At 66.8% G+C, this 22,643-nt stretch carries 20 protein-coding genes and 1 pseudogene; 13 read left to right on the top strand and 8 right to left on the bottom strand.

Annotated elements, in window-relative coordinates; translation table 11 throughout:
- Positions 1–22: 22 nt before the first annotated feature.
- The 5 genes and pseudogenes from FPJ27_RS12830 to FPJ27_RS12810 all read left to right on the top strand — a co-directional run.
- Positions 23–394, top strand: a pseudogene (locus FPJ27_RS12830) (biotin synthase); the annotation flags it as partial.
- Positions 318–1,277, top strand: a complete 960-nt coding sequence (locus FPJ27_RS12825) for a thioesterase domain-containing protein (protein WP_343300096.1) — start codon at positions 318–320, stop codon at positions 1,275–1,277. The pseudogene FPJ27_RS12830 and the gene FPJ27_RS12825, both read left to right, overlap by 77 nt.
- Before the next feature lie 124 nt (positions 1,278–1,401).
- On the top strand, positions 1,402–1,884 hold the full coding sequence (locus tag FPJ27_RS12820; RefSeq protein WP_275557382.1) for an avidin/streptavidin family protein: 483 nt from the start codon (positions 1,402–1,404) through the stop codon (positions 1,882–1,884).
- A 160-nt stretch (positions 1,885–2,044) separates the two neighbouring features.
- A complete protein-coding gene (locus FPJ27_RS12815) occupies positions 2,045–3,304 on the top strand; it encodes an MFS transporter (RefSeq protein ID WP_175959334.1) in 1,260 nt (419 codons plus the stop codon).
- A gap of 34 nt (positions 3,305–3,338) precedes the next feature.
- Positions 3,339–4,109: an alcohol dehydrogenase catalytic domain-containing protein gene (locus FPJ27_RS12810; RefSeq protein ID WP_204421375.1), complete on the top strand. Its 771-nt coding sequence runs from the start codon at positions 3,339–3,341 to the stop codon at positions 4,107–4,109.
- A 48-nt stretch (positions 4,110–4,157) separates the two neighbouring features.
- Here the strand turns inward: FPJ27_RS12810 and FPJ27_RS12805 are convergent, their stop codons facing one another.
- The 8 genes from FPJ27_RS12805 to FPJ27_RS12770 form a co-directional block, all read right to left on the bottom strand.
- Positions 4,158–4,430 (bottom strand): phosphopantetheine-binding protein, encoded by a 273-nt coding sequence (locus FPJ27_RS12805; protein ID WP_110281290.1) that lies wholly within the window; start codon positions 4,428–4,430, stop codon positions 4,158–4,160.
- A gap of 23 nt (positions 4,431–4,453) precedes the next feature.
- Positions 4,454–6,049, bottom strand: coding sequence for an AMP-binding protein (locus tag FPJ27_RS12800; protein WP_204421374.1), 1,596 nt, complete (start codon positions 6,047–6,049; stop codon positions 4,454–4,456).
- Between the two features lie 113 nt (positions 6,050–6,162).
- Entirely contained in the window at positions 6,163–7,005 is an 843-nt protein-coding gene (locus FPJ27_RS12795; RefSeq protein ID WP_204421373.1) for a ferritin family protein, read from the bottom strand.
- A gap of 53 nt (positions 7,006–7,058) precedes the next feature.
- A complete protein-coding gene (locus tag FPJ27_RS12790) occupies positions 7,059–8,933 on the bottom strand; it encodes an acyl-CoA dehydrogenase family protein (RefSeq protein ID WP_204421372.1) in 1,875 nt (624 codons plus the stop codon).
- A 136-nt stretch (positions 8,934–9,069) separates the two neighbouring features.
- Complete coding sequence (locus FPJ27_RS12785) at positions 9,070–9,969, bottom strand: ferritin-like domain-containing protein (RefSeq protein ID WP_204421371.1); 900 nt, start codon at positions 9,967–9,969, stop codon at positions 9,070–9,072.
- A gap of 92 nt (positions 9,970–10,061) precedes the next feature.
- A complete protein-coding gene (locus FPJ27_RS12780) occupies positions 10,062–10,295 on the bottom strand; it encodes a ferredoxin (protein WP_204421370.1) in 234 nt (77 codons plus the stop codon).
- Between the two features lie 27 nt (positions 10,296–10,322).
- Complete coding sequence (locus FPJ27_RS12775; RefSeq protein WP_143155737.1) at positions 10,323–11,168, bottom strand: hypothetical protein; 846 nt, start codon at positions 11,166–11,168, stop codon at positions 10,323–10,325.
- 340 nt (positions 11,169–11,508) lie between these two features.
- Positions 11,509–11,988, bottom strand: a complete 480-nt coding sequence (locus FPJ27_RS12770; RefSeq protein WP_204421369.1) for a hypothetical protein — start codon at positions 11,986–11,988, stop codon at positions 11,509–11,511.
- 99 nt (positions 11,989–12,087) lie between these two features.
- Here FPJ27_RS12770 and FPJ27_RS12765 point away from each other — a divergent pair, with 99 nt between their 5' ends.
- The 8 genes from FPJ27_RS12765 (at position 12,088) to FPJ27_RS12730 (ending at position 22,643) form a co-directional block, all read left to right on the top strand.
- Entirely contained in the window at positions 12,088–12,996 is a 909-nt protein-coding gene (locus tag FPJ27_RS12765; protein WP_204421368.1) for an ATP-binding cassette domain-containing protein, read from the top strand.
- Positions 12,993–13,745, top strand: coding sequence for an ABC transporter permease (locus FPJ27_RS12760; protein WP_072439045.1), 753 nt, complete (start codon positions 12,993–12,995; stop codon positions 13,743–13,745). Before FPJ27_RS12765 ends, FPJ27_RS12760 begins: the two co-directional genes overlap by 4 nt.
- 115 nt (positions 13,746–13,860) lie before the next feature.
- Positions 13,861–15,558: a non-ribosomal peptide synthetase gene (locus FPJ27_RS12755; RefSeq protein ID WP_204421367.1), complete on the top strand. Its 1,698-nt coding sequence runs from the start codon at positions 13,861–13,863 to the stop codon at positions 15,556–15,558.
- On the top strand, positions 15,539–16,444 hold the full coding sequence (locus FPJ27_RS12750; RefSeq protein ID WP_072439041.1) for a transglutaminase domain-containing protein: 906 nt from the start codon (positions 15,539–15,541) through the stop codon (positions 16,442–16,444). The genes FPJ27_RS12755 and FPJ27_RS12750 overlap by 20 nt, the downstream gene beginning before the upstream one ends.
- A complete protein-coding gene (locus FPJ27_RS12745) occupies positions 16,429–16,806 on the top strand; it encodes an ester cyclase (protein WP_175959322.1) in 378 nt (125 codons plus the stop codon). Before FPJ27_RS12750 ends, FPJ27_RS12745 begins: the two co-directional genes overlap by 16 nt.
- A gap of 1 nt (position 16,807) precedes the next feature.
- A complete protein-coding gene (locus FPJ27_RS12740; RefSeq protein WP_204421366.1) occupies positions 16,808–19,480 on the top strand; it encodes a beta-ketoacyl synthase N-terminal-like domain-containing protein in 2,673 nt (890 codons plus the stop codon).
- The gene (locus FPJ27_RS12735) at positions 19,465–19,779 is read left to right on the top strand and encodes a Dabb family protein (protein ID WP_072439035.1); all 315 of its coding nucleotides are present in this window, start codon (positions 19,465–19,467) and stop codon (positions 19,777–19,779) included. The genes FPJ27_RS12740 and FPJ27_RS12735 overlap by 16 nt, the downstream gene beginning before the upstream one ends.
- Positions 19,776–22,643 (top strand): polyketide synthase, encoded by a 2,868-nt coding sequence (locus FPJ27_RS12730; RefSeq protein WP_204421365.1) that lies wholly within the window; start codon positions 19,776–19,778, stop codon positions 22,641–22,643. The genes FPJ27_RS12735 and FPJ27_RS12730 overlap by 4 nt, the downstream gene beginning before the upstream one ends.

Here is a 22,643-nt window from a genome sequence, read left to right as displayed (position 1 = left end):
TTCAATCAACGGAATCGTTCACATGAGTCATGACACGTCGTCGGACGGCGTTCGCGCGTCCGCAGGCGGGCGGAGCGCCGACGCGGCCGTCCGGCACGACTGGACGCACGAACAGATCGCGGCGCTGTTCGCCGCGCCGCTGACGGATCTCCTGTACGACGCGCAGACGATCCAGCGCCGCTGCCATGCGGGACGTCCGCTGCAGATTTCGCAGCTGCTGTCGATCAAGACCGGCGGATGTCCGGAAGACTGCGGCTATTGCAGCCAGTCGGTGCATGCCGACACGATGCTGCCGGCCAGCAAGCTGATGGATCTCGATGCGGTGCTGGCTGCCGCGGCGTCCGCGAAGGCGGCCGGCGTGCAGCGGTTCTGCATGGGCGCGGCGTGGCGCAGCACGTCGGCAAGCTGGCGCTGGCCATGCAGGATCCCGATCTCGTCGTCGCCGAGCCGGGCGGGCCGGCGACGCTGCTGCGCGGCACCCACCTGATCACGGGCGGCGCCGGCGGCCTCGGCGCGGCGCTCGCCGGCTGGTCGCGAACGGCGCGCGGCGGATCGTCCTGATGGGGCGCTCGGCCTCGGCGCGGCGGCGCAGGCGCAGGCCGAGCAATTGCGGCGGCAGGGCGCCGAGGTGCGGACGGTCGCGATCGACGTGGCGTCGCGCGCAGGCGCTGCAGCTTCCGGGCCGGCCGCCGCGCCACGCCGAAGCGGCGCATTCCCGCTATCCGGCGCTGGTCGACGCGTTGCGCGATGCGCTGCTGCCGCGTCTCGACGCACCGTACGCGATCTACGGGCACAGCCTCGGCGCGCTGCTGGCGTTCGGGCTTGCGCATGCGTTGCGCGACGCGGGGGCGCCCGCACCGGAGCACCTGTTCCTGGCCGCGTATCCGGCGCCGCACCTGCACAACCCTGTCGGCGACATCGCGGGCCTGCCGGAAGCGGAATTCATCGAGGGGCTGAAGCGCCTGCGCGGCATTCCGGAACAGGTCCTCGCGGACAGCGAACTGCTGAACGTGTTCCTGCCCAGCCTGCGGGCCGAGATCGCGCTGCTGAACTCCTATGCCCACGAGGGGCGCGCGCCGCTGGCGGTGCCCGCGACGATCCTCGGCGGCACGCACGACCACGTCGTCACCGCCGCCGAGATCGACGCGTGGCGGCAGCACTTCGCGGGCGCGGTCGACGTGCGCGAGATCGACGGCGGGCATTACTTCGTGAAGGACGCGCCCCGCAGCGTGGTCGACGTGGTGCTGGCGCGGCTCGCGCTGGCCCAGCCGGCCTGACGTCGGTGACGTGCGCCCGGCCGGGACTGGTGGGGGCACCCGAATTGCAGGCGAACGCTGCCGTTCGTGCGGAGCGGCAGCGGGGAGCAACGATCCGCACATTCATGACCAAGGAGATGAAAAAGTGAAAAAGATGCTCATGTCGTTCGCGACCGTCGGTGCGCTGTCCTCGTCCGCTCTCATGCTGGGCATGATGCCGGCGCCGGCCTGGGCCGGCACGCCGTCGTGCGCGAGCCTGGTCGGCTCGTGGGGCAACCAGCTTGGCTCGACGATGAACATCCAGTCGGTCGATCCGGTGACGGGCGCGATCACCGGCACCTACCGGTCGCCGTCGGGCACGAGCGGCCAGCAATTCCCGCTGGTCGGCTGGACCAACACCGCACCGGCGCAGAACGGCCAGGACAACGTCACGCTGGTGTCGTTCGCGGTGAACTGGGGCAACTACGGCACGGTGACGTCGTGGTCGGGTCTGTGCCGCACGCAGAACCAGGTGCCGACCATTTCCGCGCTGTGGCATTTCGCGCAGTCGAACGCGCAGTTCACGTGGAGCCACGTGCAGACGGGCCAGGACGTGTTCAGCCCGTCCAGCTCGTCGACCGCGCGCTGAAGCAACGCGCCCGCGCAAGCAGCAGGCGGGCGCGCGCCGCCGTGGCGCGGCATCATGCAGACCCGGTTTCCCCGCGCCGCGCCGTCAGGCCGGCGCGGGCGAACACCGGCGGCGCGCGAGCGCGCCCACTATCCGGATTCATCAGCAGGGAGACGATTTCATGGCGTCAGCCGCCGAACTGAAACAGAACGCATCGCTGTATTTCCTGGCGCTGGGCGCCTTTGCGATCGGCACCGAAGGATTCATGCTCGCCGGGCTGCTGCCGATCATCGCGAAGGATCTGTCCGTCAGCCTCGCGGCGGCGGGGCAGCTCGTCACCGTCTTTTCGATCTCCTATGCGATCAGCTCGCCGATCCTGACGACGGTCAGCGCGGGGGTCAATCGACGGCGCTTCCTGATCGTCGCGCTGCTGTGCTTCTCCGCGGCCAACTTCGCGGCCTGCGCGTCGCCCGGCTATCTGTCGCTGCTGGCCGCGCGCGTGCTGCTGGCCGTGTCGGCCGGCCTGTACATGCCGAGCGCAAATGCGCTCGCCGGCTCGCTCGTCGCGCCGGAGCGCAGGGGGCGCGCGCTCGCGACCGTCCATGGCGGGATCACGATCGCCGTCGCGCTCGGCGTGCCGCTCGGCGCGTGGATCGGCGGCCACTTCGGCTGGCGCGCGACATTCGCCGGCATCGGCGTGTTGTCCGCGATCGTGACGCTCGGGGTGGTGGCGGGCCTGCCGCGCGGGATCGGCGCGAACCTGTCGGTGCCGTCGCTCGCGCAGCGCGTGGCAGTCGGGCGGCAGCCCGCCGTGCTGGTCACGCTGCTCATCACGACCCTGTGGGCCGCGGGCATCTGGACCATCTACCCGTATCTCGCGCCGTTCCTGACGGGCCGCCCCGGCTTCAGCGACGCGGAAGTCGGCGCCGTGCTGCTGCTGTACGGCGTGTTCGCCGGCATCGGCGTGTTCATCAGCGGCCGTGCGATCGACCGCCTCGGCAGCGGCAAGGTGCTGATCGTCTGCCTGGTCGTGATGATGCTGTCGTACGAGAGCCTGACCGCCAGCGCGCTGCACCTGGAGCCGGCGCATGCACGCGTCGCGATCCTGGTCGCGATTGCCGCGTGGGGCGCGGCCGGCTGGGCGTTCAACCCGGCCCAGCAGACCAAGCTGATCGGCATCGCCGGCCTCGACGTCGCGCCGGTCTCGCTGTCGCTCAATTCGTCGTTCACGTATCTCGGCTTCGCGCTCGGCGCGGCGCTCGGGTCGTTCATCGTCGCGTACAGCTCCGTGGCGGACATCGGCGCGATCGGCGGGCTGTGCGAACTGGCCGCGCTGATCGTCACGCTGGCGGCCAACCGCCATGCCCGGCGCGCGGCGACGCGCGTGCACGTCGTGGTCCAGGGCGCCGCGCCGCGCGCCGAACGCTCGACGCAGCCGTGACACGGCGCGTACGCACAACAACGAAGGAGACACCATGAGCCGGGAAACGATCAAGGCGCTGTACGACATCGGCGAAATGCCGCCGCTCGGTGGCGTGCCGCGTCTCATGCATGCGTGGACGATTCGCGCGGATCGCCACGGGCCGCCGCACCGCGCGTTCCAGAGGGAAGTGGTGCCGGTCTGGACGATCGGCGACGACGAGGTGCTGGTCTACGTGATGGCGGCGGGGCTCAACTACAACGGCGTGTGGGCGGCGGCCGGCATGCCGCAATCGGTGCTCGGCATTCACGGGCATCCGTTCCACGTCGCCGGCTCGGACGCGTCGGGCATCGTCTGGGCGGTCGGACGCAACGTCCGGCGCTGGGCGGTCGGCGACCACGTGGTCGTGCATTGCAATCAGGTGGACGGCGACGACGAGGAGTGCAACGGCGGCGATCCGATGCTGTCGCCGAGCCAGCGGATCTGGGGGTTCGAGACGCCGGACGGCTCGTTCTCGCAGTACGCGCGCGTGCATCGGAACCAGCTGCTGCCGAAGCCGGCCGGGTTGGGCTGGTCCGAGGCCGGCTGCGACAAGCTGACCTTCGACGCCCGCTACGTATGGATGCACCAGAAGCGCATCCAGGGTTCCCATTTCGCGCACATGAAGCAGGCCGCCGAAGCGAACCGGTTGGTCGAGCGCGGCAAGGTCGAGCCGTGCCTGTCCCGCACGTTCGCATGGGATGCGCTGCCGGATGCGCACGAACTGATGGCGCAGAACCGGCTGCCTCCCGGCAACGCCGCGATCCTGGTGGGCGCGCCGGCCTGACGCCGCGGCGGGCGGCTAGGGGCCCGCCCACGCCCGGGCGGGTTGCGGCTATTCCGCGACCGGCCCGGCCGGTTCCGTCTCGCGCATCAGTTCGTCTACCTTATTGAAGATGTCGCCGAGCTTCATGTCGAAATCGACCTGCAGTTTCTCGAGGTCGATGCGCCGTTCATAGACGACCTCGGCGGCGATCGCCAGCTCGACGAGCATCATCGAATCCCAGCCCATGCCGGCAATCGTCGCATTGGTGTCCAGCTGCTCGACGTCAAGCAGGCGCGCGAGTTCCGCCGCCAGTTTTTCCGTCATCTGTTTACGTTCAGTCATTCTCCCGCTCCTTGGCTTGGTGGCTACACTTCCTGAAGTTCATCGATGATCGCCAGACTTCCGTCGGCGAGGCTTTCCCTGCATAGCGATCTGATGAATTTTCCGCTCGACGTCCGGCTCAACGAGCCGCGCAGGACGAAGCAGACCCTCGCGACGCTGACGCCCGCGTGCAGCGAGACGGCCTCGCGGATCTGCGAGACCAGCGTGCTTCGCGCGGACGAGGCGGTCGTTCGCGAGATCTCGACGACGGCCGCGACCGTCTCGTCGCCGTTCGCGGCGGGCAGGCCGACGATGCAGACCGTGTGATCGTCGATCTGCGGACACTCACGCTCGATGATGCTTTCGACGTCCTCGGCGTGATACGTGACGCCGCGAATCTTGATCGTGTCCTTGCGGCGCCCGGTCACGAACAGTTGCCCGCGTTCGATCTTGCCGAGGTCCCCCGTGCGGTGAAACAGCCGGCCCTCGTGGGCCGCGAAGCGGTATGCGAACGGCGCGGTCCGGATGCCGCATTCGTCGCGGTAGGCGCTCGCCACCGACGGTCCGGAGATGAAGATCTCGCCGGTCGAGCCATCGTCGAGCGGCGCGAGCGACACGGGATCGGCGACCACGATCGTCGTCTCGGCATCGATCGGGCCGCACGATACAAGCGTACCCGTGGAATCCGTCGCCGGCGCCGCCGTGTCGCCATCCGTCCCGAAGAAGCGGTGGCCAGAGACGAACAGGCTCGCTTCGGCCATCCCGTAGCACGGAAAGATCGACGTGGCCCTGAAGCCGGATGCGCGGAATTTTTCCGCGAATCGCTCCAGCGTGTGGCGCCGCACCGGTTCCGAACCGTTGTACGCGGTTTCCCATGCGCTCAGATCCAGGCTCGCCGCTTCGTCCGCCGACACGCGCCGCACACACATGTCGTAGATGAAATTCGGGCCGCCGCTCGTGTGCGCGCGTGTCCGCTCGATCAGCTTCAGCCAGCTCGCCGGCTTCGACACGACGTCGAGCGGAGACTGCATCAGCGCGGTGCCGCCGAGGAACAGCGGCTGCAGCACGTTGCCGATCAGGCCCATGTCGTGAAAGAGCGGCAGCCAGCCCAGCAGACGCAGGCCGTCGCGATGGCCGAAGTGTTTCGCGATCGCGATCTGGTTGGCGACGATGTTGGCGTGCGAGATGAGCACGCCCTTGGGCGTCGCCGTCGAGCCGGAAGTGAACTGCAGCAGCGCGGCGGCCTCGCCCGGGATCCGCCGCACGGGGGGCACGGTCCCGCCAGCCTGCGCCGGCGCGGACAGGTCCAGCGCATGCACGTCGTGGCGCGCGAGGATGCCTTCGGTGAAATCGTTCAGTCCGTCGTGCAGCATCGCGACCGACTGCCCGACCCGCAGCATGGCTTCGAGACGCTGCGACGAGCGGCGGTTCGCCGGCATGCCCGGGATCGCCACGCCGCCGAGCGACAGGATCGCGAGCAGGGCGACGAGGTAGTCGATGCCGTACTTCATCGCGACGAGTGCGGTGTCGCCGGGCCGAACCCGGTCCGCGAGCCGGGCCGCCATTTTCTGCATCGACACGACGAGATCGCCGTAGGTCAACCCGGCGATCGGTTCGAGGTGCGCGTCGTAGTGCTGCATCGCGAGCTGATTCGGGCGGGATGCCGCGTGCTGTTGCAGGACCTCTACGATCGATTCGGGTGTCATGTGGCGAAGGAGGATGAGATTGCGTAAAAACCGGCGAACCTGGCGCTTCAGCCGAGCGCGAGTCGGCGGATCTGTTCCATCACGTCGTCCGCGCTGTCGAGCGAGATGCCGACGAGCGTGCCGATGACCGAGCGCATCCGCGCATCGATCAGCCCGCGATCGTCGACGCCCGGCAGTTCGCCGGACTCCCGGGACAGGCCCGACACGAGGCGCGACACGATTGCAACCGGGTGCTGCACGTCGCGCAGCGAGGTGAGCCAGAAGTACAGGACCTTGAGCGCCTCGATCCGTTCCGTGCGCGGCCGATTCGAGCACGCGATCATCTTGCTCGCATACACGTAGAAGCTGCCGGAGTGGCGCGCCTCGTCCGACGACAGCAATCGCGTGATGGTCTTCAGCACGGGTTCCCGTACGGCCTTCGACAGCCGCATGTAGATCGACGACGCCTCGATTTCGGACAGGATGTTCATCACGAGGGTGCCGACGCGGGAACGGATGAACGGCTCGGTCGCGCGCCCGGACGCGACGAAGTCCGCGTCGAACGAACGCCCGGCCAGCTCGAGCCAGCGCATCAGCACGTACGGGTGCTTGGTCTCCTCGTACATCCAGACGGATACCCATTGCGTGAAATCGACGTCGTCGTGGAATTTCTCGAGGAACATCCGCGAGGCCGACCACGTGGTCAGCTCGGACATCGCAATCTCGGTGACCACGTCCAGCAGCTCGTCCGAAACGAGCGAATGGTCGAGCCGCTCCCACGGCAGGTCCGATATCTTCCAGCGCACCGATTCGGCCTGGTCGAACAGATGGTAGAAGCGCGCGCTGCCGAGCACGGACTCACGGCTGCCGGGCTCGGCGCGGGACGACGGGGACATGCTGGCAAGGGCCATGGTGCTGGATCTCCTGAAAGCGCGGTTCGAACGTCGAAGGGCGGCAGGCCCGCTCACGCGGACGCATGCAGCCGCAGGCCTGCGGTCACGCGCCGGCTGTAGTAGTCCTTCATGACGCCGGACGCGCCGGTGAAGAGGCTCATCACGCGGCCGTCGAGGCGCGCGCGCTGAAGCCACGCGATGTCGCCCGGCGCGCGGCGACCCGCGAGCAGCGCGTCTTCGCACGCATCGATGCAGTCGCGCACGAAATCGCCGCACAGGTACTTGAGCATCGCCGCGTCGGTGGAAATCGACGTGCGCGCCGCCGCGCGCCGTGCCGTTTGCCAGCAGCGCACGCGCAGCGCCGCCGCCTCGCAGCGCAGATCAGCGAGCGCCGCCGCGTCGTTCCGCGCGGGCAACTGCGCGAGCGTACGGTTCAGGCAGTAGAGCGCATACGAAACCGCGGCGGCCGCAATCAGCACGCGCTCCTCGACGATCACGTCGACGACGTATAGCAGGCCGGACCCGACATAGCCGACGGTGTTCTGCTTCGGCACCTTCACGTCGGTAAACCGGATATGCCCGGTTTCCGACGCGTGTGCGCCGAGCTTCGCGTATTTCTCCACGATCTCGACGCCCGGCAGGTCCATCGACACACACAGCAGCGTGAGACCCTGCGCGTCGGCGCCGCGCGTCGTGCGCGTGAGCACGAATGCGACATCGGCGGCGGGCGAGTTCGTGATGTAATGCTTGTCGCCGTTCACGACCCAATGGTTGCCGCGATCGTCTGCGGTCGTCGCGAGCGTGGTCACCATCGCCCCGGCGCTACCGCTCTCGGTCACCGCGAGGCAGGGGATCGTGCGGCCGGCCGCGATCGCCGGCAGGAAGCGGTCCTTCAGGTCCTCCGAGCCGTAGCGTGTCAGGATCGGCACGACCGTATTCGCGATCAGCATCGTGCTGACCGTCAGTCCGAACAGATTTTCGAGCATCATCTGCTCGGTCATGTGCATGTGCCGAATCATGCCGGCGCCGCCACCGCCCCATTCTCGCGGGCACGCCTGCCCGAGGTAGCCGTGCTTGCCCAGTTCCTCGAATCCCTCGCGTGGAATGCGGCCGCCGGCCTCCCATGCGTCGAACACGGGCGCGACCCGTTCGTGCAGATACTCGGCGAAGGTCGCGCGGAACGCGTGCTCGTCGTCGGTGGCCGCGACGAACGGCTGGGTCCAGTCGATCGGGGTGCTCGGGCCGGTCGCGCTGATCCGCAGCAGCGGACGAGCCGCATTCAGGTCGCGGTAGAACGCGGCGACCGGATTGCGCTCGATGTAGCCCCAGCCGCCGTTCAGCTGAACGCACTGATTGGCGAACATCTGCAGTTTCCTGAGCGCGGCGACCAGCAGGACTTCGGCTTCTGCGCACGTGCGCGGCGAAGCGGGCCGCCCGGTCAGTTCGGCGTGCGCGGCCTCGAGCACGTCGAGCCACGCATGGACATGCGAAAGCTGCGTGCGAACGTCCGGCAGGTCGATCAGGACGCCGGTCGTGCTTTTCCTGTCGATCAGGAAGCGCGCGGTCTGCCGCTTGACCTCGGTGGCCTCGCCGACGAGTTCCGCGATCACGCGCAGCAGGTAGCCGGCGCGAATGCGCGACAGCTCGGCGTCGGTCAGCGGCTGCCCCACGAGGTTCGCGTCATCGGCGATGGAGAGCTGACCGAGCGCGTTGTCGCCGTCGCCGGATGAGCGCAGCGCGATCGCGCTCCGGTACGCGGCGGCGTCGAGATACAGTACGCGGCCGCCGTCGGGCGCCGGTGCGACACACGCGAGCAGTCCGCCGTCCGGAATGCCGAACAGCGCGCCGGTCAGCCCGCCGACGTCGTCGTCGGCCGGCCGCAGGTCGACGAACGCGGCGGCGTCGCCGCGAACCGTCTCCGGCAGGCAGGTATGGCGAAGTTGCATCGCGAATTCGGCATTCGCTGTCCGCAGTCGCTGAAGAAGACCCATTTGATGACCCTTTGCAGATTGGACGACGACGCGAGGCGTGCGGCGTCGGTTGACATCGAATGACGGATGAACGGCGTTTGGCCGGCCGGCGTCAGCTGGCCAGCCCCGCCAACGCCTCGAGGCGTTGGCGAGTCTTCGCACGCGGGTCGAGATCCAGCTCGAGCACCGGCCTGCCGATCTGCCCGAATACCGTCCGGCGGAACTGCTTGCCGAACGACGATCCGTCGATCAGTTGCTTCGCCTGGTCCGCCGAGCATCCGAATCGCGCCAGCACCTCGGTCGGGCGAAGGTACTCGTCGAGTAGCGCGAGCGCTTCGTCGAGGAAATCGTCGAGTTCGGCCGGACCGACTTCGTCGTTGAGTCGCTCGGGCTCGCTGACGATCAGGCGCCCCAGCGCGAAATGGCGGGCCTCGTCCTTCATGATGTAGGAGAACAGCGTGCGCACGAACGCCGAGTCGGTCGCGATGCTGATGCGCCGGAACGCGCCGATGCCGACCCCTTCGATCAGGATCTGCATGCCGAGCGACAGGAAGCTGATCCGGTTGTCACGCCCGACCTGGTCAATCAGCGTCCCGAGCGACGGCGTGATCGGGAACGGGGCCGAGCCGATTTCGTCGAGAAGCCGCGTGAACACCTGCACGTGCCGCGCCTCGTCGGCGGCCTGCAACGTGCAGCAGAGCTTGGCCGGCACGTCCGTGTGAAGCTGCGTGAGTTTCGCGCACACGTCGAGCGCGGCCAGCTCCGCGTGCAGCATCTGCGACAGCCGCCAAACCTGGAAGTCGCGTGACAGCGACTCGCGGCCTTTGTCGCCGACCTTGCTCCAGAACGCACCGTCGCTGATCTCGTATTCGAGGCTCGCCATGCGCAACGGGTTCGCGTAGTCCCATTCGACGTTCCATTCGAACGTCTGGCCGGGCACCCACTGTTCCTCGGTGGCGTTGCGGAACAGCTTCATCAGGCGTTCGTCACCGGGTAATGCTGTTGGACGCATGGCAAATCCTTCAATCGTTAGGCAAGGCGACGGCCTTGCGGTCATCAGGCGGGCGCGATCGCGGCGGCGCGCCGTCCGCTCGGCGAGCGTCGTCAACGCTTGGCATGCGTGCGCCGGATCGCCGCGGCGGGACAACTGAAGAACGCGGCCGTCATGTCCGCGCGTGCCTCGTCGGTGGCCGGCTGCGCGAAGATCCTGGCGAGACCGTCTTCCATGCGCATGCACGACGGGACGAGGGACGTGCAGGCGCCGCATGCGATGCACTGGCTGTCGTCGACCGAATAGATGTACTGCTCGCTTGCGTGGGTATGCTCGGCTTGCGTCATTTGCTGGAATTCCTCGTCGGGATTGGGTTATCGCAGCGTTTTCAGATGCAGGTACACGTCGTCGACATTGTTGATCCGCAGGCCGAGCAGGTTGCCCAGCAGCGGATAGACACGCGCGTACATCTTCTTCGCGCAGGCCTGGAAATCGGCGAGCGGAATCGCCTCCAGCACTTCGGGGCGGTCCGCCATTCGTCGCAGGAACAGGTTGACCGGATGCTCTACCCGGTGATTGGTTTCGGCCCAGAAGTACATGACCTTCAGCGCCGTCAGCCGCTCGCGATCCGGTTTGTCCGAGTTCGCAAGCAGCTTCTTCGCATACGAATAAAAGCCGCTCGCGTGACGCGCCTCGTCGCCGGCCAGCAGGCGGGTCACCTGCGCGAGCACCGGCTCGGGCGAGCGCTTCGAGATCAGCATGTACAACGACCAGGCAAGCACTTCCGCATAGACGTTCGTGACGAGCGTCGCCATCAACGAAGGGATGATCTCGACCTTGCGGCCCTCCGTCACGAAGCGGCTGTCGACCGTCTCGCCAAATTCGTGCAGCCACCGGATCATCGCCTGCGGATGCTTCATTTCCTCGTAGAGCCAGACCGTTGCCCACTGCGTAAAATCGATGTCGCTCGCGTAATCCTGCAGATACTGCGCGGTCGCGTTGAACGGTGTGAGCTCGGTATAGGCGATCTCTCTGGCCAGCGCGATCCAGGCCCGCGGGGTGCTGCGGATATCGATCGACGACCACGGTATGTCGCCCATGCGCCACCGGACCGTTTCCGCCTCGAGGAATAGCCGGTAGTAAATCGAGCTGCCGAAGATGTCGTGGTCGACGGGCGATTCGTGCACGGGCGACGCGGGACTACTGCAACGCACATCCATAACGAACTCCTGTTGTCCAACTGGTTCGCATGCTTGATCCGATTCCAATCGTCGCAGTCCGCTCATTCAAAAAATAACGGGGACGCAATTGCGAGCGATATATAAATGGATATTTAAACCGTACAAACAGGATTAAAATCCGGAATTACAACGGCGCTTCGCATTTTTGCAGGCGCGCGACACCCATTCGCCTCGAAATAGGTGGCGAATTACTAACGCTCATGGTGAAAGCGGGCTGTATGGTTTTCGGGATTATTCCCGGTTGCGAATGGAATTGGCGAAAAAGTTCCTGTTTTTAACAAAGGGTCGAATTTCGTCGGATTTTGGTGTCGCATTGAAATTAATCAAGGCGCATCTTCGTATTGCGGGGTGCCGCCTTTTGCAACGAGATTAATACATGGAGTGTGCGGGATTGTATACCTGTTATCTTAGACAGGCCGTTTCGGTATCCGGATAATCTTTCAATTTCATTTCGCAGATCGTTTCGTATTTTTATTCGATCCATATATTTCGATCGAAAAATGACGGTGACGCCTGTTTCTTTCAAATATCTTTCGCAATCGAAAGAAAGGCGATTCCCATTGAATTGCTTGATGTTTTCATCAATGCTGCCGAGGTGGCTGTTAAATCTTGCAGTATGCCTTTTGTTGACAGGCCTGAAACTCACATGATAGAAGTGCGGCTCGTCGAAATTAATTCCGGATTTTCGTCGTTGAAAATCGGTGTCTATTCGGAATGCCGTCAAACGAACCAGAAGCGAGGTTGAATTGATCCCCATAACGTGCGAATCATGCCCGGCCATCGGGCTGGCGGCGCGCATCGATCCAACCCTCCCGGATTCCGGAGAATCACGATGAGTGTCTCTACGCAGCAAAACAGCATTGCCGCACGAGGGCTGAGCAAGAAGTTCGGTGATCTCGTGGTGCTCGACGAAGTCGAGCTGACGGTCCGCCCGGGCGAAATGTTCGCATTACTGGGGCCGAACGGAGCCGGAAAGACCACCTTCTTTTCGATCCTCTCGACCCTGCGCAAGCCGACTTCGGGCGCGCTCGAGGTTTACGGCCGCGACGTGGTGAAAGAGCGTGCGTGGGTGCGCCGCCATATCGGCATCGTCTTTCAGGAGCCCGCGCTGGCCGACATCCTGTCGGTTCGAAAGAACCTGAACCTGATGACGCATTTCTACGGGCTGCCTCGCGCGATCGCGCGGCAGCGGACCGAGGAGATCCTGGCCAGTCTCGAACTCACCGACGTCGCCGATCGCCCGGCGCGGCAATTGTCGGGCGGGCAGCGACGCAGGCTGGAACTCGCGCGGGCGCTGATCGCGGATCCCGCGCTTCTGTGCCTCGATGAGGCGACGCTCGGCCTCGACCTCACCGCGCGCAGGCTGTTCTGGTCGAAAGTGCGCGAACTGGCCGACGTCGGGAAGACGGTTTTCTTCACGACGCACTACATGGAAGAAGCCGACGTTGCCGACCGGATCGCGCTGATCGACAAGGGCCGCATTGTCGCGATCGACACGCCGCAGGCGCTCAAGGCGCAGGTAGGCGGCGGCATCATCCAGCTCTCGACCGACAACGACGCGCTTGCGCATGACTGGCTGGTAGAGCGCGGCTATGCGGTCGACTCGGACGAGAGCGGCCTGTGCATCACCGGCAGGAATCTGTCGAACATGGTGCCGGATCTGGTGCGGGACTTGCCGGCGCGCGTCGAGAAGGTCGAGGTGCGCGAGCCGAGTCTCGAGGATGTGTTTCTGCTGCTGACCGGGCACAGCCTCGTCAACGGGCAGAGGGTCGGCAAAAGGAACGTGAAGGAGGGCCTCGTCGCATGAACGGCATCGTCGGCATCATTTTTCTGGACATCGAGCGTCTGTGGATCAATCGCAACCGGGTGCTGATGAGCCTGGTGCAGCCGCTCCTGTATCTGTTCGTGCTCGGCTCGGGCCTCAGTGCCAGCGCCGGCGCGCATTTCGGGAGCGGCGGGTACCAGAAGTACATCTACCCCGGTATCGTGATCCTGACGCTGCTGTTCAATTCGAGCTCCGCCGCGATCGGCATCGTCGTCGACAGGCAGGTCGGCTTTCTGAAGGCGCTGCTCGTTGCGCCGGTGTCGCGCAATGCGATCGCGTTCGGCAAGATCCTGTCGGGCGCGCTTCAGGCAATGGTGATCGCGATCCTGCTGCTGCTGCTCGCGCCGTTCGTCGGCGTGACGTTCACGGTGGCGAGCCTCGTGAAGTTCGTGCTCGCGATGGCGTTGTCGGCGGTCGTGTTTTCCGCGCTCGGCGTCGGCTTCGCGGCCCGGCTCTCGGCGATCACGTCGTTCCCGGTCTTCACGAACACGATCCTGCTGCCGATGTTCTTTCTGTCCGGTGCCATCTATCCGCTCGACAACGTCCCGGCCTGGCTGCGGGCGCTCGCGTACGTCGACCCGGTCGCTTATGGCGTGGACCTGTTGCGGGGAAGCCTGTCTGGGCACTATGTATTCCCCGTGCCGCTGTCCTTGCTGGTGCTGGTCGGTTTCCTGCTGGCGTTCGCGTATTCGGCCGTGCGGGTGTTCGACGGTCGCGGCGGCGACGACTGACCGGGGAGACCGGCCGCAACAGCGATGCAACCTGCGCCGGCGAACCACGGCGCGAATGGACCCAGGGGCGCGGGGCCGGACTTCCGGCGGCGCCCCGCCACATGACTGACTCGCCATGTACGAGCTTATTTCGGATGTTTGCGCCGTGCACGCGCACAAGGAGGCGATCGTCTCCGGCGCGGTGCGACTGCGCTTCGGCGCGCTGCTCGACCGCGCGCGCCGAATCGCCGCCACGCTGCGTATGCGCGCGCCGGGCCCGGTCGTCGGCTTCTGCCTGCCGCACCCGGAAGCCATCGTGTTCATGCTGGCCTGCCTCGACGCCGGCAAGGTGTTCGTGCCGATCGACGCCGGCACGGCCGCGACAGTGCGCTCCGGCATGCTGCGCACCGCCCGATGCTGCGCGTTGGTCGAGCGGCTCGATCTCGATACCGGCGAACTCGGGCTGACCGGCCTCGATGCCGGTGCGCCCGTGCATACCGGCGCGCTCGACGGCGTGATGTCGATCATGTTCACGTCGGGCTCCACCGGGCAGCCGAAAGGCGTGATGGTGCGCCGCGCGTCGGTGTGCAACCTGCTGCATGCGCCGGACTTCCTGCCGCTCGACCCGCAGGACGTGTTCGCCGCGTATTCGTCGCTGTCGTTCGACGCGTCGACGTTCGAGATCTTCACACCGCTGCTGAACGGCAACACGCTCGTCGTGCTCGACAAGCGCGATGTGCTCGATCACGCGGTGCTGCAGTCGGCGATCCGCCGCGAGCGGATCTCGGTGATGTGGATGACCGCCGGCCTGTTCAACACGCTGGTGCTGGCGGATCGCTGGGCCGCACTGGCCACGCTGCGCACGCTTCTGGTCGGTGGCGAGAAGGTGGATCCCGAGGCGGCGCGCCGCTTCGTCGACGGCGCACGCGGCACGGCGCTGTTCAACGGCTACGGCCCGACCGAGAACACGGTGTTCACGACGATCGCCGCGCTTACGCCCGACGTAATGCGCGGCGTCGTCGACGAGGTGCCGCTCGGCCGTCCGGTGCGAGGCGTGCAGTGCGAGATCCGGCGCGCCGGCACGAGCGAACTGCTCGACGGGGCGGCCCAGGGGCGCCTGCTGGTGTCGGGCGCCGGGCTGGCCGCCGGCTACGTCGGCGAGACGGGCGGGACTGCGTTCGCCGCGCACGAACGTGCGGTCAGCGGACGCTTCTACGACACCGGCGACGAAGTCCGGCGCGATGCGCACGGAATTTACCATTTCATCGGACGATGCGACGCGCAGGTGAAGCTGAATGGCCATCGCGTCGATCTCGGCGGCGTCGAGCGGCGCTGCGTGCAGGCCGGCCTGGCCGAACGGGTTCATGCGTTCCATTCGGAGACGATGCAGGGGCTGGTGCTGGTGTGTCACGCGGCGGGCGTGGCGCGCGACGGCTGGCGTCATGCCGACGCGCGGCTCGACGGCGTGCTGAACGCATGGGAGAAGCCCAGGCGGATCGTGTTCGTCTCCGATTGGCCGCTCACGCGCAACGACAAGACCGACGGCCGGGCGCTCGCGCGCCGCGCGGAAACATTGCTGGCGGAACAGGCGAAGCAGGCCGGGCGGGATGCGGGGAGTGATGCGCTTGCGCGTCTGATTGCGAGGCTGACTCGCGCGCCGGCGACGAACCGCCAGGCTCGCCTGTTCGACATCGGCTTCGACTCGATCGGCATCGCGCGCCTGCAGGCCGAGATCGAAACCCAGCTCGGCGTGCATCTCGACATCCTGGACATCTACGAGGCGGGGTCGCTGGGCGGGCTTGAGGAGCTGATTCGTGAACGATACGCGTACTGAGCGGGCGTACTACCTGCGGCACACGTCGAATACCGATCCGGGCCGCTATGGGTACCTGTTCGATTCGCTCGGCGACGACATCGACGTGCTGTTTCAGGCCGCTCGCCATGTGGTCGAGCATCACGGCGGCCTGAACGCCGCCCGAATCGGGCCGCATCGACTGGCCGAGATGGATGTGTACCGGGTCGAGGACCTGCTCGGAAAGGTCGCCGCGCACGGTGTCCGGGATTTGCGCGAAGACGTGCCGCTCGAGCACAAGACCATCGGCAACTGCGTCAACATCTCGAAGGTCGCGTGCGGGATGCTGCGTCACAAGGGCATACCCGCGCGCATCCGCTATGCGTATTGCACGTATTTCTATCCGCGCCTCGCGCACGAGCAGACCCTCGTCGAGTACTGGCTCGACGAGCAGGGGCGCTGGCTGCGGGGCGACGCGTCGATGAACTGGCCGGTGCTGCGCGCGCGGAAGATCGACGTCGAGATCGATTTCCGCGATGTGGCCGAGCATCTGTCGAAGCCGGTCGCGAAGGTCTGGCAGGCGTGCCGGCGAGGCGAAGACCGCTTCGATCGGTACGGCAATTACAACCGCGTGGGCATGGGTCATGTCGCGCAGAAGATGCTGCACGACCTCGCATGCCTGAACCAGGTCGAGATGATGCCATGGGATTTCGGCGCGCCCGCGACGTTCTTCTGGACGTCGCGGCCGCTGGACCCGCTCGCGTTCGACGCGCTGGCCGAACAGATGGCGGGCGCGTCGTGGGATGAACTGCTGTACACGGCGCGGCGGCTGCCGTTTTTCGCGGTGCCGCGCCGCGTGCTGCGCAAGAGCCCGTACAGCGGGAACAGCCTGACTTTCGTCAAGGAGGGAGTATGGAAGACACCATGATCGCGGTCGTACGCTCGCTGTATACGGACGTGTTCGACACCGGCAACTGCCCCGCGGTGAATAACCATTATCACGACGACGCCGTCTGCCATTTCAACGGGAAGGATCTGAGCGTCGAGTCGCTGAAGTCGTCGATGCGCGACTTCGTCGCCGCGCACTCGGACATCAGGACAACGATCGAATCGGTGTTTGCGAGCGGCGATCGGACCTTCGCGCGCCTGGTTCGCGACGTCACGGAGAAGGAGAGTGGCCGCAGCCGCCGGATCAATATCATGGTCGAGAAGCGCTTCGTCGGCGACAAGGTGAAGGAGCTGTGGTTCATGGTGGACGACGACCAGTATCGGAACACCTGGGCACGCTGACATGGCACACGTCGCGCAACCGGATGCCAGGGTCGCGGTGATCGGGGCGTCACTCGCGTTGCCGGGCGCGGGCACGCTCGGCGATTTCGAACGGCTGGTGTTCGCCGGCGAGGACGCGTTTTCGTCGCCCGACGACGCGGCACCGCCTCGCGAGGGGTGGGTCGATCGGGCAGGCTACATGACGGACTGGCCGCGGTTCGACTATCGCCTGTACGGGCTGTCGCTGCGCGACAGCGTCATCATCGATCCGCAACAGCGGCTGTTCATCCAGCACTGCTGGAAAGCGGCGGAATCGGCCGGCTACTACCCGAAAGCGCTGCCCGCGCGCACCGCGGTGATTTCCACCGCATCCGACACCGAGTATGCGAGCGTGGTCCGAGCTCAGCACGACGTGGCGGCGAAATACCATCCGTTCGAGATCGAAATCGGCTCGAACAAGGAGCAGCAATCGCTGCGCGTGTCGCACGTGCTGAACCTGCGCGGCCCGAGCTACGGCGTGCAGTCCGCGTGCTCGAGCGGCCTGCTCGTGATCCACGCCGCGATGCAGGCGCTGAGGCTCGGCGATTGCGATCTCGTGCTGGCGGGCGGCGCCAGCCTGCCGTTTCCGCTGCACGACGGCTATGCGTACCATCCCGGCATGAACCTGTCGAGATCGGGCGTGGTGCGCTCGTTCGACCGCGATGCGGACGGAATGGTGCCGGGCTTCGGCTGCGTCGTGTTCGTGCTGAAGCGGCTCGACGACGCGCGGCGCGACGGCGACGCGCTGCTCGCCGTGCTGCGCGGCAGCCGGGTCAACAACGACGGCAGCCACAAGGCGACCTATACGTCGCCCAGCTCCGTGGCGGTTGCCGAGAATCTCGACGGCCTGCTGACGGGAGCGGGGTTGGACGCGAGCGACATCGACTTTGTCGAGGCACATGGCTCCGGAACCTACATCGGCGACGTGATCGAGGCGGCGGCGCTGCAGAAGGCGTTCGCCGGCAGCCGGCGCGGCGCAAACGCCACGGCGGTCGCGTCGGTGAAGTCGTCGATCGGCCACCTGGACACGGTCGCGGGCCTCGCCGGTCTGTTGCGCGCGGCCGTGCAGGCGCGGCGCCAATGCATCGCGCCCGCCGCGAACCATCGCGCGCTGAATCCGCGCATCTCGTTCGACAACGGGCCTCTCTATGTGCCGCAATCGCGCGCGCCAGCGACCGGGCCGTTGACGGGTATCGTCAATTCGCTCGGCATCGGCGGGACCAATTGCGCGGTGCTGGTCGAGTCGCCGCCCGCGTTCGCCGAGCCTCGCGGCGCGGCGCCGCCCGGGCCGCTGCACGTCTACGTCGGCGCCAGCACGCCGGAACGCGTCGCCGCGATGATGCGCGACCTTGCCGAGACCGTGCGGCAATCCGGTGCCGAGTTCCGCGACGTCGCCCGTACGCTGAACCGGCGCGCCGCGGGCAGCGCGTGCGTCGCGTGTGTGACGGCGATGGATCTTGCGGAGCTTGCGCAGCGGTTCGACGGTTTCGGCCGTGCGGGTGTCGACGCGACGCCGGATGGCCTCCCGTGCGTGCCGGACCCGGATGCACGCATCCTCGATCTCGGCGTGAGTGAAATCGATCCGGACGTGCGAGTCGACGCACCGGGGCCGGCGGTCGCGATGGATGCCGCGGCGACGGCGCCACTGCCGGGCATCGAACCGGCGCTGGCGGACATCTGGAAGTCTGCGCTGATGCTCAGGCAAGTGAGCGACGCGACGTCGTTTGTCGACGAAGGCGGGCATTCGATGCTCGCGCTGACGATGGTGAGCGATATCAACGACGCGTTCGACGTCGGCATCGACCTCGACTGGATCGACACGCACGATCGCTTCGGCGAGCAGCTGCGGAGCATCGCCGCATTGCTGGCGGCGCCCGCGCGCGCCGACGGCGGGCTCGTGAAGCGGCTGCGCGCGGCGCGCTCGACGCCGCGCCTGCGGCTCGTCCTCGTGCATGCCAGCATTTCCGGCGCCGAGATCTACCAGCCGTTGGCCGCGCATCTGTCGGACGACATAGAGCTGCTTGCGATCGACTCGTACAACCTGTATTCGGACGAAGGCGACCTGATCCGCGACGCCGACGAACTGGCCGCACTGTATGCCGCGCAGATCGCGGAGGCGGTGCCGGACGTCTGCGTGCCGCTTTGCATCGGTGGCTGGTCGCTCGGCGGCATGCTGGCGAACCTGATTGCAGCGCGGCTCGCGGCGAGCTATCCGGTCGCGGGCCTGCTCGCGATCGATTCGGTCGTGTTTCACGAACGCCACGCCGCGCTGTTCGACGATGACGCGCTGCCGTATTTCATTGACAGTGCGGGCCTGCTGGTCGAGCGCTTCGGGAAGGCGCGCTACGAACGGCAGTTGCGGCGGCTGAACGCGGTCTTCCGGGTCGAGCGCGACATGGCGCGCGCATTCAGGCCCGCGCTGCAGGCGTTGCCGTTCCTGAACATCATCGCGACCGGTAGCCGCTTGCCGATCGCCGACGGGCCGCTGCGCCGCGCATTCGACGCGGCGAAGGCGGACAACGGCTGGGACGGGTGCCCGCATGCGGAGATCGTGCGGATCGACGCGCACCACGTCGACATCGTCGAGGCCACCCGACTTGCGGAGGTCGCCGCGCACGTCAACCGCTTCGCGGAGGCGCTATGTATTTCCACGTGATCCTGTTCGCGTTCGCCGAAGGCGTGAGCGCGTCGCAGGCGGATGATGCGCTGCGCGCGCTGGGCGGGCTGCGCACCCGGATACCGACGATCCGCGCGTATCACTTCGGCCGTAACGACGCCGACAACCCGCACAACGGCCGCTTCAGCCATTGCTTCGTGATGGCGTTCGACAGCAAGGCGGACCGCTACGCGTACCAGAATCATCCGTTGCATCTCGCGTTCATCCGCACGCGGCTGGATCCGATGCTGGCCGACAGCGCGGTGCTCGACTTCACCGACATGGACGACACCAAATGAATCCGGGCACCCGCGAGCCGATCGCCATCGTCGGCATGGCCTGCTGCGTGCCGGGCGCCGGCGACTACGAAGCATTATGGGCGTTGCTCGCAGCGCCGCCTCGCGGCGGGCGGCCTGAGCGGCGGCTCGAATCCGCCGAGCTGTTCGACGCCGCCCGTTACGGCATCAGCGAACAGGAAGCGCAGGTGATGGACCCGCAGTGCCGCCGGTTCCTGATGCTCGTCGACGCCGCGTTTGCCGATGCCGGCTACCCGCGCGGCGCGCATCCCGGCACGGTGGGCGTCGTTGCGTCGCAGGCGGCCAACGGTACCTATCACGACCATCTCGCGGCGCTGGTCGCACAGGGGCGCATGGCGCCGCCGCCTGCGCTGCTGGAGACGGTCAACCGGGGTGCCGATTTTCTCGCGACCCGCGTCAGCTACGTGTTCGACCTGCAAGGGCCGTCCTTCAACCTTCAAAGCGGCTGTTCGTCGTCGCTGGTCGCGGCGGCCGAAGCCTGCCATCTGCTGTGGGCCGGCCGCTGCGACGCGGTGGTGGCGGGCGGCATGACGATCACGTATCCGCTCGACGGGGCCTACGCTTACGAGCCCGGCTCGATCTATTCGCGACTGGGCGTGTGCCGTCCGTTCGATGCCGAGGCGGACGGCACCGTTCCGGCCGATGGCGGCGGCGCGGTCGTGCTGAAGACGTTGAGCCGGGCGCGGCGAGACGGCGACCGGATTCATGCGCTGGTGCGCGGCGTGGGCGTCAACAACGACGGCGCGCACAAGGTCAGCTTCGCCGCGCCGGCGGTGGACGGGCAGGTGGCGCTCCTGAAGGGCACCTATGCCGATGCGGGCGTCGCGCCCGATCGACTGGCCTTCGTCGAATGTCATGCGACGGCCACGGCGATCGGGGATCCGATCGAGGTGCGTGCGCTCCGGCGTTTCGTCGAATCCTATCCGCCGCCCGCGACGCCCGAACCGATCCTGCTGGGCTCGATCAAGGGGCACATCGGCCATCTGTTCTGGTCGTCCGGCATCGTGTCGATGATCAAGTCGGTACTCGCGCTGAAGCATCGCGTTTATCCCGGCACAGCCGGGCTCGTCAATCCGAACCCGTTGCTGGCCCTCGTCGACTCGCCATTCAGCATTTCGGCCGACGCAAACGTGCTCGACCTGCGCGAACGCACGTGCTGCGGCGTCAGCTCGTTTGGCGTCGGCGGCACGAACGCGCACGTGATACTCGAACAGGCGCCGGACGACGTGTGCCGCGCGTTCGACGCGGCACTGCCCGAACTGTCGGCACGGCGCTACACGCTGGTGCCGGACGCAGGCGGCGCAAACGCGGCTGCGGGCGCGAGCGAGCGGCCCGAGGCCCCGCCCGCCCGGGGGGCGGGGGAAGCGCGAACAGCGTCGTGCGACGAGATCGTCGAACTCTACACGGCGGTGCTCGCCGAGCCGTCGGTCACCCCCGACAGCGACTACTTCGAACTGAACGGCGACTCGATCTCTGCCGTCGAATTGATCGCACATGTCAGCGAGCGTTACGGCGTGATGCTGGCGCAGACGGACATCTACGATTGTCCGACGCCCGCGTTACTGACCGCGCGCATCAATGCGCGCGTCGGCGCGCGCGCCGGGTCGAACGGGCCCGATGCACCGCCGCGCACGCGCCTGAACGCCTACCAGGCACGCTTCTACCTGCTCGAGAAGCTGCAGCGCGGCGACTTCAGCCATTACAACGTGCCGCTGTGCCTGTCGGCGGGTGTCGCGCCGGACTGGCCGGCTTTTTGCGCCGCGCTCGACGCGATCCTGAGCGGGCTTCCCGATTTCTCGATGACGCTGAAATGGACGGGCGACGGCATCGTGCTGGGCGAGCGGCGCGAGCGGGTGACGACCGCGGAGGCGGTGACGCTCGCGGAATCGGACGATCCCGAGCGCTGCCTGACGGCGTTCTTCGGCCGGCGCTTCGATCTCGAGCGCGGTCCGGCCGCGCGTGTGCTGTACGTGCGGCACGGCGAGCGTCATCATGTCGCGATCAATTTTCCGCATCTCCTGATCGACGGCACCGGGTTGGAGAACCTGTTGCGGCGCGTCGAGCGCACGCTGAAGGGCGAGCGCACCGCGGAGCCGGTCCCGGTATCGGATACGCCGAACTGGCGGCCCGAGGACGCGACGTACTGGCGCGAGCAGCTTGCGGGGACACCGGCCAGTACGCTCGCCTCGACACCGGGACGCGCGCCGCGTGAGGCCGGCGCACCGCTGCCGTATCCCGCGGCGGAGCGGTGCGCAATCCTGCCCGACAACCTGCTGCGCGCGGTACGGGCGGTTTGCCGGGTGCGCAAGATCACGCCGTTCGTTCTGTTCTACGCGGTATTCAACACGCTGGTGGCACGGCGGACCGGCATGCGCCGGGTCCTGACCGGCACCACGCTGAACAATCGCGACGCACACACACTGGGGCAGATCGATTGCCGGATCACGAACCTCCCGATCGGTGTCGAGATCGACGAAACGCGCGGATACGACGCGATCCTGGCGGCCGTCCGCGAACGTCTCGCCGAATCGATGCAACACGCCAACGCACCGCTCGACGTGATCGTGCAGGCCTCGGGCCGCGCTGGCGCGCCGTACCGGATGCTGTTCATGTTCCAGAACCAGAACACCGGTTACCGGATCGAGATGAACGGGCATGTGTGGGAGGAGGGGCCGTACCGCTACCGGCCGCTCTACACCGAGCTGTGCCTGCAATTCCAGGCGGACGCGGACGAGCGCATCCGGCTCGTCGCGCACTACGATCCCGGGATTTACAGCGAGACGGATATCAGCCGCTTGACGGGCGAGTTCATCGCGCTTGCCTACGAATTCACCAGCCAGGTATGA

This window comes from Burkholderia sp. MS455, from assembly GCF_016899445.1.
Taxonomy (GTDB): Bacteria; Pseudomonadota; Gammaproteobacteria; order Burkholderiales; family Burkholderiaceae; genus Burkholderia; species Burkholderia pyrrocinia_C.
The sequence above is the reverse complement of the archived record's forward strand: the minus strand, read 5'-3'. Positions and strand labels throughout refer to the sequence as shown.